The organism is Dokdonella ginsengisoli (assembly GCF_042652785.1).
In the GTDB taxonomy this organism is placed as follows: Bacteria; Pseudomonadota; Gammaproteobacteria; order Xanthomonadales; family Rhodanobacteraceae; genus Dokdonella_A; species Dokdonella_A ginsengisoli.
Genome location: NZ_JBHSHD010000006.1, coordinates 348555 through 363131 on the forward strand (window position 1 = coordinate 348555; position 14577 = coordinate 363131).

At 70.8% G+C, this 14577-nt stretch carries 12 protein-coding genes; 7 read left to right on the forward strand and 5 right to left on the reverse strand.

All coding sequences use genetic code 11. From position 1 onward, the window contains the following. Positions 1-187: 187 nt before the first annotated feature. Positions 188-1336, reverse strand: coding sequence for a DNA-processing protein DprA (gene dprA / locus ACFO6Q_RS07480; protein ID WP_380019990.1), 1149 nt, complete (start codon positions 1334-1336; stop codon positions 188-190). 168 nt (positions 1337-1504) lie between these two features. Then, positions 1505-2665, reverse strand: a complete 1161-nt coding sequence (locus tag ACFO6Q_RS07485) for a LysM peptidoglycan-binding domain-containing protein (protein ID WP_380019991.1) — start codon at positions 2663-2665, stop codon at positions 1505-1507. A gap of 238 nt (positions 2666-2903) precedes the next feature. On the opposite strand from ACFO6Q_RS07485, the gene def reads away from it, so the two are divergent. The 6 genes from def (at position 2904) to ACFO6Q_RS07515 (ending at position 10632) form a co-directional block, all read left to right on the forward strand. After that, positions 2904-3407: a peptide deformylase gene (def, locus tag ACFO6Q_RS07490; protein WP_380019992.1), complete on the forward strand. Its 504-nt coding sequence runs from the start codon at positions 2904-2906 to the stop codon at positions 3405-3407. Between the two features lie 46 nt (positions 3408-3453). Further along, the gene (locus ACFO6Q_RS07495; RefSeq protein WP_380019993.1) at positions 3454-5589 is read left to right on the forward strand and encodes a hypothetical protein; all 2136 of its coding nucleotides are present in this window, start codon (positions 3454-3456) and stop codon (positions 5587-5589) included. Between the two features lie 61 nt (positions 5590-5650). After that, positions 5651-6586: a methionyl-tRNA formyltransferase gene (gene fmt / locus ACFO6Q_RS07500; protein WP_380019994.1), complete on the forward strand. Its 936-nt coding sequence runs from the start codon at positions 5651-5653 to the stop codon at positions 6584-6586. Next, entirely contained in the window at positions 6583-7932 is a 1350-nt protein-coding gene (rsmB, locus tag ACFO6Q_RS07505; RefSeq protein WP_380019995.1) for a 16S rRNA (cytosine(967)-C(5))-methyltransferase RsmB, read from the forward strand. The genes fmt and rsmB overlap by 4 nt, the downstream gene beginning before the upstream one ends. Next, complete coding sequence (locus ACFO6Q_RS07510) at positions 7925-8470, forward strand: DUF4390 domain-containing protein (RefSeq protein ID WP_380019996.1); 546 nt, start codon at positions 7925-7927, stop codon at positions 8468-8470. The genes rsmB and ACFO6Q_RS07510 overlap by 8 nt, the downstream gene beginning before the upstream one ends. Beyond that, entirely contained in the window at positions 8449-10632 is a 2184-nt protein-coding gene (locus tag ACFO6Q_RS07515) for a sensor histidine kinase (protein ID WP_380019997.1), read from the forward strand. Before ACFO6Q_RS07510 ends, ACFO6Q_RS07515 begins: the two co-directional genes overlap by 22 nt. 15 nt (positions 10633-10647) lie before the next feature. Here the strand turns inward: ACFO6Q_RS07515 and ACFO6Q_RS07520 are convergent, their stop codons facing one another. The 3 genes from ACFO6Q_RS07520 to ACFO6Q_RS07530 form a co-directional block, all read right to left on the reverse strand. Then, a complete protein-coding gene (locus tag ACFO6Q_RS07520; RefSeq protein ID WP_380019998.1) occupies positions 10648-11646 on the reverse strand; it encodes a glycosyltransferase in 999 nt (332 codons plus the stop codon). After that, positions 11643-12503, reverse strand: a complete 861-nt coding sequence (locus ACFO6Q_RS07525; RefSeq protein WP_380019999.1) for a glycosyltransferase family 2 protein — start codon at positions 12501-12503, stop codon at positions 11643-11645. The genes ACFO6Q_RS07520 and ACFO6Q_RS07525 overlap by 4 nt, the downstream gene beginning before the upstream one ends. 67 nt (positions 12504-12570) lie before the next feature. Further along, complete coding sequence (locus ACFO6Q_RS07530; protein ID WP_380020000.1) at positions 12571-13341, reverse strand: glycosyltransferase family 2 protein; 771 nt, start codon at positions 13339-13341, stop codon at positions 12571-12573. Between the two features lie 134 nt (positions 13342-13475). Here ACFO6Q_RS07530 and ACFO6Q_RS07535 point away from each other — a divergent pair, with 134 nt between their 5' ends. Further along, entirely contained in the window at positions 13476-14543 is a 1068-nt protein-coding gene (locus ACFO6Q_RS07535; protein ID WP_380020001.1) for a CDP-glycerol glycerophosphotransferase family protein, read from the forward strand. Positions 14544-14577: the final 34 nt, after the last annotated feature.

Here is a 14577-nt window from a genome sequence, read left to right on the forward strand (position 1 = left end):
CGCGGATCATGCGCGCAAGCGGTAAAAACCAGGTGACGAGCGTGTCGCGTTCCTCGTCGTTCTCTTTCTAGTGGAAACATGCCGCCGGTCGGGCTGTCAAGCGAAGCCAGGGGCGGGGCGAAGCCGGTTCGGGGTGGTGTTGATTGCACAACATACTGTTTTAAAATGATTTTGTTAGCTCCTTGGCTCATCCGCCGGTACGGCGCGCATAGGCGCCCCCGCCGGCGGCGGCGACCTCGCCCTCGAGTTCGAGCATCAGCAGCATCGATGACAGCGCCGGTACCGCCAGGCCGGTGCGCGCGGCCAGCTGGTCGATGCCGAGCGCGTCGTGGCCGAGCGCGTCGAGCAACCGGGCGTAGTCCGGGTCGCGCGGGCGCGGGTGCGGCGGCGCAGACGGTGCGGGCGCGTCAGGGGCTGCCAGCCGCTCACGCAGGCGCGCGCCCAGGCTCTGCGCCAGCGGAGCGAGCTCGGCGGCCACCTCCTCGACCGTTTCCACCAGTTTGGCGCCGTCGCGGATCAGGCGATGGCAGCCGCGCGCGAGCGGGTTGTGGATCGATCCCGGAATCGCGAACACCTCCCGTCCGGCCTCCGTGGCGTTGCGCGCGGTGATCAGCGCGCCCGAGCGCAGGCTCGCCTCGACCACCAGCGTGCCCAGCGCGAGCCCGGCGATGATGCGGTTGCGGCGCGGGAAATGCGCCGGATGGCCCGGGGTGCCGGGCGGGAATTCGCTGACCAGCGCGCCCAGCGTGCGGATGCGCGCGGCGAGTTCACGGTGCCGGGGTGGATAGACCAGGTCCGGTCCGGTGCCGAGCACGGCGATGGTGGCGCCGCCGGTGTCGAGCGCGGCGGCATGCGCGGCGCCGTCGATGCCCTCGGCCAGGCCGCTGGTGACGACGAAGCCGGCCGCGGCCAGCGCGCGTGCGAACGCCGTCGCGGTGGCCACGCCGCCGTGGCTGGCGTTGCGGCTGCCGACAATCGCCACCTGGGGCCGCCACAGCAGGCTGGAATCGCCGGCGACGAACAAGGCGGCCGGAGCGGCTGGCGGCTCGTTCAGCAGGGACGGAAAATCCTCGCCGTCGCAGGTCAGCAGGGCATGTCCGGGCGCGGCCAGCCAGTCCAGGTCTGCGGCGATCGCGGCCGGATCCGGCGTGCGCAGCCAGGCGCGGCCGTCCTCGTCGAGCGGCCGCGGCAGTTCAGCGCGCCGGGCGGCCGCCAGCGCGGATTCGATGCTGCGATACCGTGCGAGCAGCTCGCGCAGCGTCGCCGGACCGATGCCCGGCGTGCGCAAAAGGATCAGCCAGGCCTCGAGCCCGGCGCGGTTCGCTTCGACGTCCATGGCCGCAGTCTAGCGGCACGGCGGGGCCGGGCGCGGCGGCAGCGCGCCGCGATGTCGTGTAGGAAAAAGGCGGTGATTGGGTTTGGTGATGCCGTCGGGCGGCTTGTCTGCCCTGTCGGCGGGGCATGCCCTGCCGAATCCCCAATCACGAATCCCCAATCCCGGCTTTTACGGCGTCTTGTCCGGATCGTGCAGGAAATCGCCGAGATGGACCGGCTTGACCGCGTCCATGACTAGCCCGTAGCTGACGCGCGGGAAGGTGCGGAACACCATCACGTGGCCGATGAATTCCGGCGGCAGGGTCACCTTGGAGTCGCGCGGGTTGAAGAACTTGCGGAAGCTGCCCTCGGTGTAGTCGGTGCGGTCGACCACCTGCTCACCGGGGTGGTAGATGCTGAACGTGGTGCCGTTGTCGATGCCGTCCTCGCTGCCGCGCGACAGCGCCACGACCTGGAGCGGGCCGATCGCGTTGAGCGCGTCGCTGAAGGCGATCACGCGCATGTTTTCCGGCACGCTGGCCGGCGCGTGCGGGGCGTACTGGTCGTCGTAGGGCTTCTCGTCGATCGGCAGCACGTAGTCGCCGGGGCGGACCTCGAAGTCCGAATAGGTGACCAGGGCCGAGGACACGTCGCCGCTGCGGGTGACCTCGACGACGCCGAAATCGAGCATCTCGTAGCCGAGGAAGCGCACGTTGCCGGCCAGGGTGCGTTCGATCGGGCCGTGGCGCCACAGCATGGCCGGGCGGCCGTCGCGTTCGTCCGGCGTCTGCCGGTAGACCTCGCGCGGGCGGCCTTCGTCCACCGGCGGCATGTCGTAGTAGCGCCCCATCGGGCGCACCAGCGCGAGCCGCTGGCCCGGCTGCGCGGCCAGGCCGCGGATGTAGACGAGCTGGCCGGCGGTGCCGCGCAGCTGGTTTTCCTCGATGCCGACGACGTGCGGCGCGCTCTCGTACTCGTTCTCGCCGACGATGCGCGTGTGCTTGAGCCACTGCTTGAGCGCGGACAGCGGGATCGCCGGGATCGCGTCCTCGTCCTGGCTGACGCGGGCATGCGGCCCGATGGAGCCTGCGCCGTGGCCGACGCGACCGCCGTTGAGCACCAGTTCGTCGCCCGGGTAGATCAGGTGCGGATTGCGCACCTGCGGGTTGTCCTGCCAGATCTCCGGCCAGTGCCACGGCTTCTTCAGGAAGCGCGCGGAGATGCCCCACAGGGTGTCGCCCTTCTTGACGACGTAGCGGTCCGGGTGGCGATCGGCCCACTCGGTGGTCGCCGCATAGACGGTCAGGGTCAGCAGCAGTCCGGCGGAAACCGCGAGCAGTTTTTTGAGCATGAGGCCAAACCCCTGTTCCCCCAATGGCTTGGCGAGTGTATATGAAAGGTTAAGCAGGAAAAACGACGGACATCGCAAATCCCGCCGTTGCGCCGGCGCGATCGGCGCCGCCCGGCGCTAGAATTGCGCCTCCGACCTGCCTTGCGAGCGGCTGCGGCAACCCGCATCTGTGCCGGTGCGCCCGGTTGCGGGCGCGGGAACCAAGACAGCGGGCCTTTCCGCCCCCACATTCCAGACCATGTCCAAGCTGACCATCCTCGAGTTTCCCGATCCGCGCCTGCGCACCGTCGCGCAGCCGGTCACCGTGTTCGACGCCGCCCTCAAGCAGCTCGTCGCCGACATGTTCGAGACCATGTACGCCGCGCCCGGCGTCGGTCTGGCCGCGACCCAGGTCAACGTGCACCGGCAGCTGCTCGTCGCCGACATGTCCGAGAACGGCGACCAGCCGCTGGTGCTGGCCAATCCGCGCATCCTCGAGAAGGACGGCGAGCAGGTCTACCAGGAAGGCTGCCTCTCGTTCCCCGGCATCTACGCCGACGTCGACCGCGCGCTGCACATCAAGGTCGCCGCGCAGGACGTCGACGGCAGGGAATTCACGCTCGACGTCGAAGGCCCGCTGGCGGTGTGCATCCAGCACGAGATGGATCATCTCGTCGGCAAGCTGTTCGTCGACTACCTCTCGCCGCTGAAGCGCTCGCTGCTGCTCAAGCGGATGGAGAAGAAGCGCAAGCAGAGCGCGTAGCACGCCCGGCCGGCACATCGGCTGATTTTTTTCGGGGGAGGGGGCAATGAAGCGGATTCTTCGCCGCGCCACGTGGTCGCTGGCGCTCGTCGTTGCGGGTACGGCCTTCGCGCAAGCGCCCAAGCCTTTGGCGAACCCCAATTTCAGGCTCGTGGACGGCAGCACGGTGTACGCGTCGGCGCGACACCCTGACGGCGGCGCAGTTCTGATCGGCAATTTTTCCTCGATCAACGGCGAGGTGCATTCGGGTATTGCACGCCTGCGCCCGGACGGATCGGTCGATTCGAGCTGGGGGCGTGTGCGGTATCAGCACTACCCTCAAGGATTCAATCGCCCCGTCGTTGCGGTAGATGGATCTGGAGCGGCGTATGCCGCTGGAATCGTGAATTCGACCAGTGGCTCGTACCTGGGGCTCGTGAAGCTTTCCGCATCCACAGGCGAAGTGGTCACCGACTGGCGATCGAGCGCAGGAAGCTTTCCCTTCCTCTCCCTGGTTGCGGATGCGACCGGTGTCTATGTCGGCAAATTGGATGGATTTCGCAAGGTCTCGACGGAAACGGGAGCGACGTTATGGAGCGCGCCGTACGCCGCAACATCGCTGACGCTTGATCACCAGGGCGCGATTTATGCCGTTGTTCTGGATCATGGCGATCCGCCGCGCCCGACCGTCGCGAGGTTCTCCGCCGACACGGGCGTGCGGGACACCAGCTGGAACCCGGCAGTGACTCCCACGCTGAGCGGTTGGCTGCAGCCGTTGACGATCGACGCTTGCGGGTCGGTCTACGTCGCCGGTAACTCTGCCGTCGGCGACGGTGCGCCGCGCAATCGCGTGGTGAAGATCTCGGCGAGCGACGGACAGGTCGATCCGAATTGGGATCCGGGCGACGTCGTCGGCGTCGATGCCATCGCAGCCGATGCGCAATGCTCGGTCTATCTCGGTGGCCGTTTCGAAACGATCGCCGGTCAGCCGCGAAAGAATCTCGCCAAGCTCTCGCGTCTTGACGGTCACCTCGTGGACGACTGGGTTCCCGAGGGTGTCTGCTGCGGAGTCAGGGAGCTCGCGACCGGCCTGCAAGGGCGCATTACGGTCGCCGGAAGCTTCAAGCGAGTCGGTACGCAGACCCGGCTGGGTTTCGCTGCATTGGACGTGGCGACGGGCGAGGCGGGCTCTGCGATCGATGCCGAGGCCCCGGCACAGGTCACTGCCATCGCTGCCGATCCGAGCGGGGGTGTCGTCGTCGGCGGGTTCTTTGCGAAAGCCGGGTCGCTGCCGCGCCACGGCCTGCTGCGTCTCCGCGCGAATGGCACTCTGGACCCGGACTGGGCGCCGGCACTGGAAGGCTACGTCCAGGTCGCTGTGGTGTCGGCTCGACCGGACGGAAAGGTCTACGTCGGCGGTTCCTTCGACCGTGCGAATCTTCAAACGCGACGAAACATTGCGAAGTTCGTCGGGCGTACCGGTGAGCTCGATCCGGTTTGGAATCCCGATGCCGACGGCTTCGTCGAGGCCATGGCTTTCGGTGCAGATGATGATTCGGTCTATGTCGGCGGGGTGTTCACGGCCGTCGGAGGCCAGGCGCGTGCGAGCATTGCCAAACTTTCAGGCGTGACTGGCCTCGCCTATCCGAACTGGAACCCGCAGCCGGATGGCGAGGTCTGCGCCCTGGCGGTCGATGCATCCGGCGTCATCTATGCAGGCGGCGCGTTCCGGGAGGTGGGCGGCCAGACGCACTGGCGGCTGGCGAAGATCGCTCCCGAGAGCGGCAATGTCCTTCACGATTGGACCGGTACAACGGACTCGCCCCTGATGACATTGATCGCAACGGGGACGGCGTTGTATGTCGCCCCAACGGCTTGGCCGATTCAGAAATTGTCGATCGACACCGGCGCGGCGGATCCCGTCTGGAATTCGTCGGGACCGGCAGGATCCTTGGGGTTCGCCGCGACCACGGCCGATTCCGTCTACGCCACCATGTGGTATTCCACAGGCGAGCGGCAGCTGAAGAGGTACTCAGCGGACACCGGAGCGGAAGATCCGACCTGGAACATCTCGCCTTCAGGCGGCTTGGTGGGCCCCCTCGCGATAGACACGCGGGAAACGGTCTACGTCGGCAGCTTTACGCCGAGCGGTCTCGCCGCCTACTCCGTGGATACGGTGTTCTTCGATCCCTTCGATCCGTGAGGAGGCCGGCTTTCGCCGAAGCGGCCAAGATGAGACGCTTCACCGCTTCGATCGCTTCCGAATGCCCATGACCCTGCGTCTCGTCTTCGCCGGCACCCCCGATTTCGCCGTTCCCTCGCTGCGCGCCTGCCTGGCCAGCGGTGCCGACGTCGTCGCGGTCTACACGCAGCCCGACCGTCCGGCCGGGCGCGGGCGCAAGCTCGCGCCCAGTCCGGTCAAGCAGGCGGCGCAGGCCGCCGGCGTGGCGGTGGAGCAGCCGGAAACGCTGCGCGACGCGGCGGCACGCGCGCAGCTGGCGGCGCATGCGCCGGACCTGATCGTCGTCGTCGCCTACGGCCTGATCCTGCCCAAATCCGTGCTCGCGCTGCCGCGGCTGGGCTGCTGGAACGTGCATGCTTCGCGGCTGCCGCGCTGGCGCGGCGCGGCGCCGATCCAGCGCGCGATCCTGGCCGGCGACGCCGAGACAGGCGTCGACCTGATGCAGATGGAGGCCGGGCTCGACACCGGCCCGGTCCTGCTCGAGCGCCGCACGCCGATTGCCGACGACGACACCGGCGGCACGCTGCACGACCGCCTCGCCGAACTCGGTGCCGACGTGCTGGCCGAGGGCCTCGCGCGCGTCCTGCGCGGCGAGGCCCTGGCGGCGACGCCGCAGCCGCAGGAAGGCGTGACCTACGCGCACAAGCTCGACAAGGCCGAGGCGCGGCTGGACTGGACCGAATCGGCGATCGCGCTCGCACGCAAGGTGCGCGCGTTCGATCCGTGGCCGGTCGCCGAGGCGGAGATCCACGGCGAGCGCATGCGCATCTGGTCGGCCGAGCCGGTCGCATCAGCCGTCCAGGCGGCTCCGGGGAGCCTGGTCGCTACGCATCGCGACGCGATCGACGTCGCCACCGGCGATGGCCTGCTGCGCATCCATGAGCTGCAGCGCGACGGCGGCCGCCGCGTCGCCGTGCGCGACTGGCTCAACGCCCGCCGCGACATGGCCCGCGGATGAGCGGCGTGCGTCGCAAGAATCCCGCGCGTCCCGTGTCGCCGGTTCCCGGCGCGGCCGTGCGCGTGGAGGCGGCGCGCGCGCTGTCGCGCGTGGTGTTCGACGGTGTCTCGCTGCGCAAGGCGCTGGCCGACGCGAATCCGCGCATCGGCGATCCGCGCGACCGCGCCCTGCTCGCCGCCTCGCTGTTCGAGGCTTCGCGCTGGTGGCTGCGCTACGACGCGGCGGTGGCGTCGCTGACCGAGAAGCCGCTGCCGCCGCGCGCGCGCGAGGTGCGTGCGCTGCTCGCGGTCGGGCTGGCCCAGCTCGCTGCGCTCGGCCTGGCCGACTACGCCGTCGTCGCCTCGTGCGTCGAGGCCGCGCGAGCACTCGGACAGCCGCAGTACGCCGGGCTCGTCAACGCATTGCTGCGCCGCTGGGTGCGCGAGCGCGCCGCACTCGAGACGCGGCTCGACGCCGACGTGGTCAGCGCGAGCGCCCATCCGCGCTGGCTGATCGAGGCGATCCGCCACGACTGGCCCGAACAGGCCGAAGCGATCCTCGCGGCGAACAACCGCGAGGCGTCCCTGACCCTGCGCGTGAACCGGCGCCGCGCGCGGCGCGAGGAACTGCTGCAGCGGCTGCATGCGGCGCAGATCGAGGCGGTCGCTCCCGAGGACCTGAGCGACGCGATCGTGCTCGCCGCGAGCGCCGACGTGACGCGCCTGCCCGGCTACGCCGAAGGCGCCTTCTCGGTGCAGGACGGCGCCGCGCAGCGGGTGGCGGATCTGCTCGATCTCGCCGACGGCCAGCGCGTGCTCGACGCCTGCGCCGCGCCCGGCGGCAAGGCCGCGCACGCGCTCGAGCGCGCCGACGTGGCGCTGCTCGCGCTCGATTCCGACGAGGCGCGGCTGGCGCGCGTCGGCGAGAACCTCGACCGCCTCGGCCTGCGCGCCGAACTGCGCTGCGCCGACGCGACGCTGGCCTCGACCTGGTGGGACGGTCGCGCGTTCGACCGCATCCTGCTCGACGCGCCGTGCTCGGCGACCGGCATCATCCGCCGCCAGCCCGACATCAAGCTGCATCGCCGCGGTGCCGACGTCGCGCCGCTGGCGGCCACGCAGCAGCGCCTGCTGCGCGCGCTGTGGCCTTTGCTGGCGCCGGGCGGGCGGCTAGTCTATGCGACCTGTTCGCTGCTGCGCGCCGAGAACGAAGCGGTGGTGGCGCAGTTCCTCGCCGCCCACGGCGATGCGCGTGCGTTGCCGCTGCCGCAGGCGTTCGGCCACGTCGCCGGGGCGGGGCGCCAGAACCTGCCGGGCGAGGGCGGCATGGACGGTTTCTACTATGCGGTGCTGGAGAAGAATGCGTAGCGCCGTGCTGCTCGCGGCGCTCGCCGTGTTCGCGCTGGCCGGCTGCGACGCGATCCGTCAGCAGAAGCCCGGAAGCCTCGTCGTGCGCAACGCGCGGCTCGTCGCCGGCGCGGGCGCACCGACGCTGGAACTCGGCCTGGACTGCCGCTTCAGCGGGCCGGTGCAGGACGCGCTCGAGCACGGCATCCCGATCACCCTGCAGATCGACCTCAAGGCCGGACGCTGGCCGCGCGCGCAGACGCAGACGCGCCGCGTGGAGCTGCGCTATTTCCCGCTCTCGCGCCGCTACCAGCTGCGCGAAACCGGCAGCGCCGAACCGCGCAGCTATGCCACGCCGGCGTATCTCGTCGCCGCGCTCGGCGCCCTGCGCTTCGACCTGCCGTCGAGTTTCGCCGAGCTGCCGGCGACGACCCCGCTGCAGGTTTCCGCACGCCTGGATCCGGCGGCCCTGCCAGGTGCGCTGCGCCTGCCGGCCCTGTTCGAACCCGCCTGGCGGCTGGTCGCCGCGGACTACGCGTGGACGCCCGCGGCGCGCTGAATTTCTTCTTCCGTCGCGCGCTGCCGGCGCTCGCCGTCTTCGCGCTGCTGCTGGCGTCGCTGAAGCTGGCCGAGGACGCCGCCAGCGACAGCGTGCGCTTCGCCGCGCACTACCGCTGGGTGCTCGGTGCGGCGATCGTCGCCCTGGCGATCCTGGTGCTGGCGATCGGCCAGCGGCTGTGGCGGCTGCGCTCGGACATCCGCCGCGACACGCCCGGCGCGCGGCTCAACCGGCGCCTGCTGAGCATGCTGATCCTGCTCGCGGTGCCGTCGATCGTGGTGGTGTACGGATTCGCGTTGCGCTTCCTCGACGCGACGGTCGAGAACTGGTTCAGCGTGCGCCTGGAGCAGGGCCTGGACAACGCGCTGGAGATCGGGCGCATCGTCGTCGACGAGCGCCTGCGCGTGGCCGAGACGGCCAGCGCGCAGCTCGCCGCGCAGCTCGCCGACGAGCCGGCGGCATCGGCGCAGAACCTGCTCGACGCGGAGATCGACCGCCTCGGCGCGACCCAGCTGACGGTGTTCGGCGACGACGGCCGCGTGCAGGCGACCGCGAGTTCCGATCCGCGCCACCTCGATCCGCCGCTGCCCGACAGTGCGCTGCTGATGCGCGTGCAGGGCGAGCGCCGCTATGCCGCGGCCGAGCCGCTCGGCGACGCGCTGGTGCTGCGCGTGGTCCTGCCGATCGCCGTGAACGGCGAGGTGCGCCGCGGCCAGGGCCGCCTGCTGCAGGGGTTCTTCCCGCTGCCCGATCGACTGCAGCCGCTGACGCGCGGCGTGGAGATGGCGAGCTTCGATTTCCAGCGCCTGAAGTTCCTGCGCGGCTCGCTCAAGCTGACCTTCGCGCTGATCCTCACCTTCGTGCTGCTGCTGTCGGTGCTGGTCGTCGTGCTGGCTGCGTTCGGCGTGGCGCGACGGCTGGTGGCGCCGGTCGGCCGCCTCGCCGCGGCGACGCGCGCGGTCGGCGCCGGCCGCTACGACACGCCGCTGCCGCCGGCCAGCGACGACGAGCTCGGGTTCCTGGTGCGCTCGTTCGCGGAAATGACGCGCGAGCTGGAATTCGCCGGCGCACGCGCGCAGAAGAGCGCGCGCGAGACCGAGCAGCAGCGGGCCTGGCTCGAAGCCGTGCTCGAGCGCCTGTCGGCGGGCGTGCTCGGCTTCGATCGCGACGGCCGCCTGCGCGTGGCCAACCGTGCGGCCGATGCGATTCTCGGCGTGACGCTGTCGCGCCATCTCGGCCGCACCCTCCTCGAGGTGAAGAGCGAGCGCGCCGATCTGGCCAGCTTCGTCGATCCGCTCACGCGGCATCTGCGCGAGAACCTGCGCGAGTGGCGCGAGGAAGTGGTCGTGGACACCGTGGCCGGCCGCCGCATGCTGATGCTGCGCGGCGCCGCGCTGCCCGAGCAGGCCGGCTACGTCGCCGTGTTCGACGACCTCACCGTGCTCAACCGCGCGCAGCGCGACGCGGCCTGGGGCGAGGTCGCGCGGCGGCTGGCGCACGAGGTGAAGAATCCGCTGACGCCGATCCAGCTGGCCGCCGAACGCCTGCGCCGGCGCTTCCTCGGCCGCCTGCCGCCGGAGGAGGGCGAGCTGATCGACCGCGCCACGCATACGATCGTGTCGCAGGTCGAGGCGCTGAAGACGATGGTCAACGCATTCGGCGACTACGCGCGCCCGCCGCAGCTGGCGACGCGGCCGGTCTCCCTGCATGCGCTGCTCGGCGAGGTGCTGGACCTGTACGAGAACGACCAGCGCATCAGCCTGACGCGCCGCTTCGCCGCCGGCGAGCCGCAGGTGCGCGTGGACGCGGTGCGCCTGCGCCAGGCCCTGCACAACCTGCTGAAGAACGCGCTGGAGGCGATCGGCGAATCGCGCAAGCCGCAGATTCACGTGACCACGCGGCTGGCGCACGCGGACGAGCAGGACTGGGTCGAGCTGGTCGTCGCCGACAACGGTCCGGGCCTGCCGGCCGACTTCGGCGACCGCTGGTTCGAGCCGTACACCACGAGCAAGGCGAAGGGCACCGGCCTGGGCCTGGCCGTGGTGAAGAAGATCGTCGAGGAGCACGGCGGCAGCGTGCACGCCGGCAACCGCGCGCAGGGCGGCGCCGAATTCGTGCTGCGCCTGCCGCTGGACGGCGGGCGCGGCGCGGCGGCGCGATAGTCCGGCGCCCGCGCCTCAGCCCGTCCGCGCGAGATCGTCGACGGCGGCGACCAGGCGGCGGCGGAAATCGGCGTCGTTGCTCTCGTACCAGGCGCGTGCGCGTTCGCTCAGTGCCTTGCGTTCGCCGGCGTCGAGCGCGAGCAGGCGTTCGACGCCGTTCTCCAGCGCGCCGGAATCGACGAAGTAGGTCGTCGCCAGGCGCTGCGTGCCGGTGTGCGAATAGGGCACCAGCAGGCCGCGGTCGGGACGGATCAGCTCGTTCATCGGCGGTGCGTCGGTGGTGAGCACGATCGCGCCGACGCTGGTCGCCTCGACCAGGTGATGTCCGAAGCCTTCCGTCTCCGAAGGGCACAGGTGGAACAGGTGACGGTTCTGCAGCTGGCGCAGCTCGGCGTCCGGCAGATAGCGCGTGACGTAGCGCAGGTTCGCCGCGCCCGGCAGCGGCGAGGGCAGCTTCTCGCGCTGCACGATCGTCAGCATCGGCCATTGCGGATGGCGCAGCCACGCGTCCAGCAGCGGCTGCGTACCCTTGTTGCCGCTGCGGCCGGCGAGATGGAAGAACGACGCTTCGCGCGGCACCGCGGCGAGCAGGCGGTCGCTGCTGGTGAAGCCGACGTAGTCGGAACGGCGGCCGAGCGCCTCGAAGATGGCGGCGGCGTGCCGCGTCTTGGCGAACACGCGGTCGACGGCGCCGAAGTACGGCGCGTATTCGGGCTTGAACCATTCCGGGTTCGGTACCAGCGCGTTGCGCCAGGCCAGCGGCGGATACTTGCGCCAGACCCGCTCGAGCATGATGTTGACGTCGAAGCGTCCGCGCGCCGCGCCGCCGCGCCAGCGCTCGAGCGCGAGCCGGGCGCGCAGCTGCAGATGGCGCAGCTGGCGCCGCGGTCCGCCCTGGCCGATCGCGCTGACGGTGACGTCGAAGCCGGCGTCGCCGAGCGCGCCGGCGAGGATGCGCAGGTCGCGCGACAGCCCGGCGCCGTTGTCGCGCGCGGCGATGTGGATGCGGCTCATGCGGAGCGTTCGACCGGCGCGGCGACGTCGCGCGGCGGTGCGAATTCGCGCAGGTGCTGGTCGAGGCCGAGCGTGCAGCGCGTGCGGCCGCTGCGGCGCGTCTGGTGCAGGATGCGGTTGTTGGGCATCGACAGGTCGTTCGGGTCGTCGGGTGCGCGCGAATCGTGATGCAGGTGCACGGCCAGTCCGGCGAACTTCAGCTGCCGGCGCGGCACGCCGGCGTTCTCCAGCCGCGCGCCGAGTTCGAGGTCCTCGCTGCCGTAGCCTTCCATCGCCTCGTCGAAGCCGTTGACGCGTTCGAGATCGGCGCGCCAGAAGCTCATGTTGCAGCTCATGATGCGTCCGCGCCGGCCGCTGGCCTTGCGCCGCGCGAGCCACGGCCAGCGCAGCGCATGATAGCGGCGGAAGTCGTGCGGCGCGTCGAACTGGCCGTCCATCCACGGCCGGAACACCGGTTCGCCGCCGCCGAGCAGGCGCGCGGTCTCGCGCGCGGTGGCGCGCAGCCGGCCGCCGGCGAGGAAACGGTCGGGCAATGCGAAGTCCAGGTGATCGGCGAGGAAGCGCGGATGCAGCAGCATGTCGCCGTCGACGATGACGACGTAGTCGCCGCGCGAGGCGGCGATGCCGCGATTGCGCGCCCGCGCGGCGCGGAAGCCGTCGTCCTCCTGCCACACGTGCACGAGCGGGACCGGGAACCGGCCGGCTTCGCGCTCGACCAGCTCGCGCGTCTGCGCGGTCGAGCCGTCGTCGGTGACGACGACTTGGTCCGGCAGGCGGGTCTGCCGGGCGATGCTCGCCAGCGTCAGGGCCAGCGCCTGCGGCCAGTTGTAGGTCAGTACGATCAGGCTGACGCGCACGCTCGGGTTCCGGAGGGCGGGATGGGAGCGAAGACGTGTTCGGATGGCGTTTCGTCGCGCAGCGGGGCTAGATCCTGCCGCCGCGGCCGAGCAGCCACAGCTTGATGAATTTCTGCCGCACGTAGTTCGTCTTCACGTAGGCGTAGACCAGTCCGCGCCAGCCGTCGAGGAAGCCCAGGCGCAGCACGTAGCCGCGGAAGAAGCGCCAGAACGGATTGACGACGATGTTGGCGATGCTCGCGCGGCGGCCGTTCGCGTGCATGTGCTCGGCCATCATGCGCGCGTAGCGCTCGAGCCGGGCGAGCTGGTCGGACATCGAGCGGTACGACAGGTGCTGCAGGTCGCCGTCCAGGGTCGCGACGCGGCCGTCGACGCTGGCGTGCTCGTGGATCTCGCGGCCGCCGCGCCAGCCGCCGCGGCGGCGGTCGAACAGGCGCATCACGCGGTCCGGATAGGCGTTGCCGTGGCGCAGCGGCGCGCCGAAGTAGTCGCTCAGGCGCGCGAAGCGGTAGCCGGCGCAGTCGGCGAAGCCGGTCGCGCGCGCGCGTTCGATCGATTCGCTCAGCCGCGGCGTGACGCGCTCGTCGGCGTCGAGGCAGAGCACCCAGTCGTGCGCGGCGGCCTTGACCGCGAAATCCTTCTGCGAGCGGTAGCCGTCGAACGCGCGCTCGATCACGCGCGCGCCCTTGGCGACGGCGCGTTCGCGCGTGCCGTCGGTCGAGCCGGAGTCGACGACGACGATCTCGTCGCAGAACGCGAGCGAATCGAGGCAGTCGTCGATCCGGTCCGCTTCGTTGAGCGTGATGATGCAGGCGGAGAGGCCGGGTCTGGCGGACATGAGCGCGCGCGGGTGGGAGGGCGGCTAGGGTAGCGAACGGCGATGACACCCGCACGCGGGGGCTTTTGTTCTCGCCGTCGTGCCTACATGCTAGGCGGGCGGAGACGGGGGCGGATCCGGTACGCCATCCGAGTATGGCGACAGGCTTGTGCAAGGAACCACGCGTGTCTCGCTACCTGCTGTTTGCAACCGAACTGTACGCCCTGCCGATCCTGCGCCCGCTCCAGGCGGCGATCCGCGCGCGCGGCGGCGAAGCGGCCTGGTTCCTGCCGAAGGCCGCGGCCACCCACCTGCGCGACGGCGAGCGGCGCCTGGCCGACGCGGGCGAGGTCGCGGCCTGGGCGCCGGCCGCGGTGCTCGCGGCGAGCAACTGGGCGCCGCATTTCTTTCCCGGCGCCAAGGTGCAGCTGTTCCACGGCTTCAACGTCGAGAAGCGTGCCGACGAGCGCGGCCATTTCCGCATCCGCGGCCTGTTCGACCTGTACTGCACGCAGGGGCCGGCCACCACCGTCCCCTTTCGCGAGCTGGCGCGCGAGCACGGCCATTTCGCCGTGGTCGAGACCGGCTGGCCGAAGCTCGATCCGCTGTTCGCGCCGGACGGCGGCGAGGCGGCGGCGCTGCGTCCGTCCGACGGACGTCCGGTCGTGCTCTACGCCTCGACGTTCACCGAGAGCCTCAGTTCCGCCCCGCTGCTGCGCGAGGAGATCGCGCGCGAGGTCGCCAGCGGGGAGCGCTACTGGCTGCTGACCCTGCATCCGAAGTCCGATCCGCAGTGGGTCGCGCAGTACCGCACGCTGGCCGGTCCGAACGCGCGGTTCGTCGAGGCCGACGATCTGATTCCGGCGCTGCGTGCGGCCGACGTGCTGGTCTCGGACACCTCCTCGGTGGTGTCCGAGTTCGTCGTGCAGGGCAAGCCGGTGGTGACCTTGCGCAATCGCGCGCCGAAGCCGCACATGATCGACATCCAGGCGCCGGAGCAGCTCGGCGCCGCGCTGGCGCAGGCCTTCGCGCCGTCGCCCGCGCTGCGCGCGGAGCTGGCCGCCTACGCCGATTCGATCCATCCGTGGCGCGACGGCGGCGCGAGCGGACGCGTGCTCGACGCGGTCGCCGACCTGCTCGACGGGCGCCTGGGTCCGCTCGCGCGCAAGCCGGCCAACCTCTGGCGCAAATGGCAGATCCGCTCGCGGGTGAAGCGCTTCTGAGGTGACCGGCGGGCGAGCGCATGCGCTATGCTGC

Bases quoted from the DNA above. Each gene is read 5' to 3' on its own strand.
- dprA (WP_380019990.1), bottom strand. From the start codon at position 1,336: ATGGACGTCGAAGCGAACCGCGCCGGGCTCGAGGCCTGGCTGATCCTT.
- ACFO6Q_RS07485 (WP_380019991.1), bottom strand. From the start codon at position 2,665: ATGCTCAAAAAACTGCTCGCGGTTTCCGCCGGACTGCTGCTGACCCTG.
- def (WP_380019992.1), top strand. From the start codon at position 2,904: ATGTCCAAGCTGACCATCCTCGAGTTTCCCGATCCGCGCCTGCGCACC.
- ACFO6Q_RS07495 (WP_380019993.1), top strand. From the start codon at position 3,454: ATGAAGCGGATTCTTCGCCGCGCCACGTGGTCGCTGGCGCTCGTCGTT.
- fmt (WP_380019994.1), top strand. From the start codon at position 5,651: ATGCCCATGACCCTGCGTCTCGTCTTCGCCGGCACCCCCGATTTCGCC.
- rsmB (WP_380019995.1), top strand. From the start codon at position 6,583: ATGAGCGGCGTGCGTCGCAAGAATCCCGCGCGTCCCGTGTCGCCGGTT.
- ACFO6Q_RS07510 (WP_380019996.1), top strand. From the start codon at position 7,925: ATGCGTAGCGCCGTGCTGCTCGCGGCGCTCGCCGTGTTCGCGCTGGCC.
- ACFO6Q_RS07520 (WP_380019998.1), bottom strand. From the start codon at position 11,646: ATGAGCCGCATCCACATCGCCGCGCGCGACAACGGCGCCGGGCTGTCG.
- ACFO6Q_RS07530 (WP_380020000.1), bottom strand. From the start codon at position 13,341: ATGTCCGCCAGACCCGGCCTCTCCGCCTGCATCATCACGCTCAACGAA.
- ACFO6Q_RS07535 (WP_380020001.1), top strand. From the start codon at position 13,476: ATGGCGACAGGCTTGTGCAAGGAACCACGCGTGTCTCGCTACCTGCTG.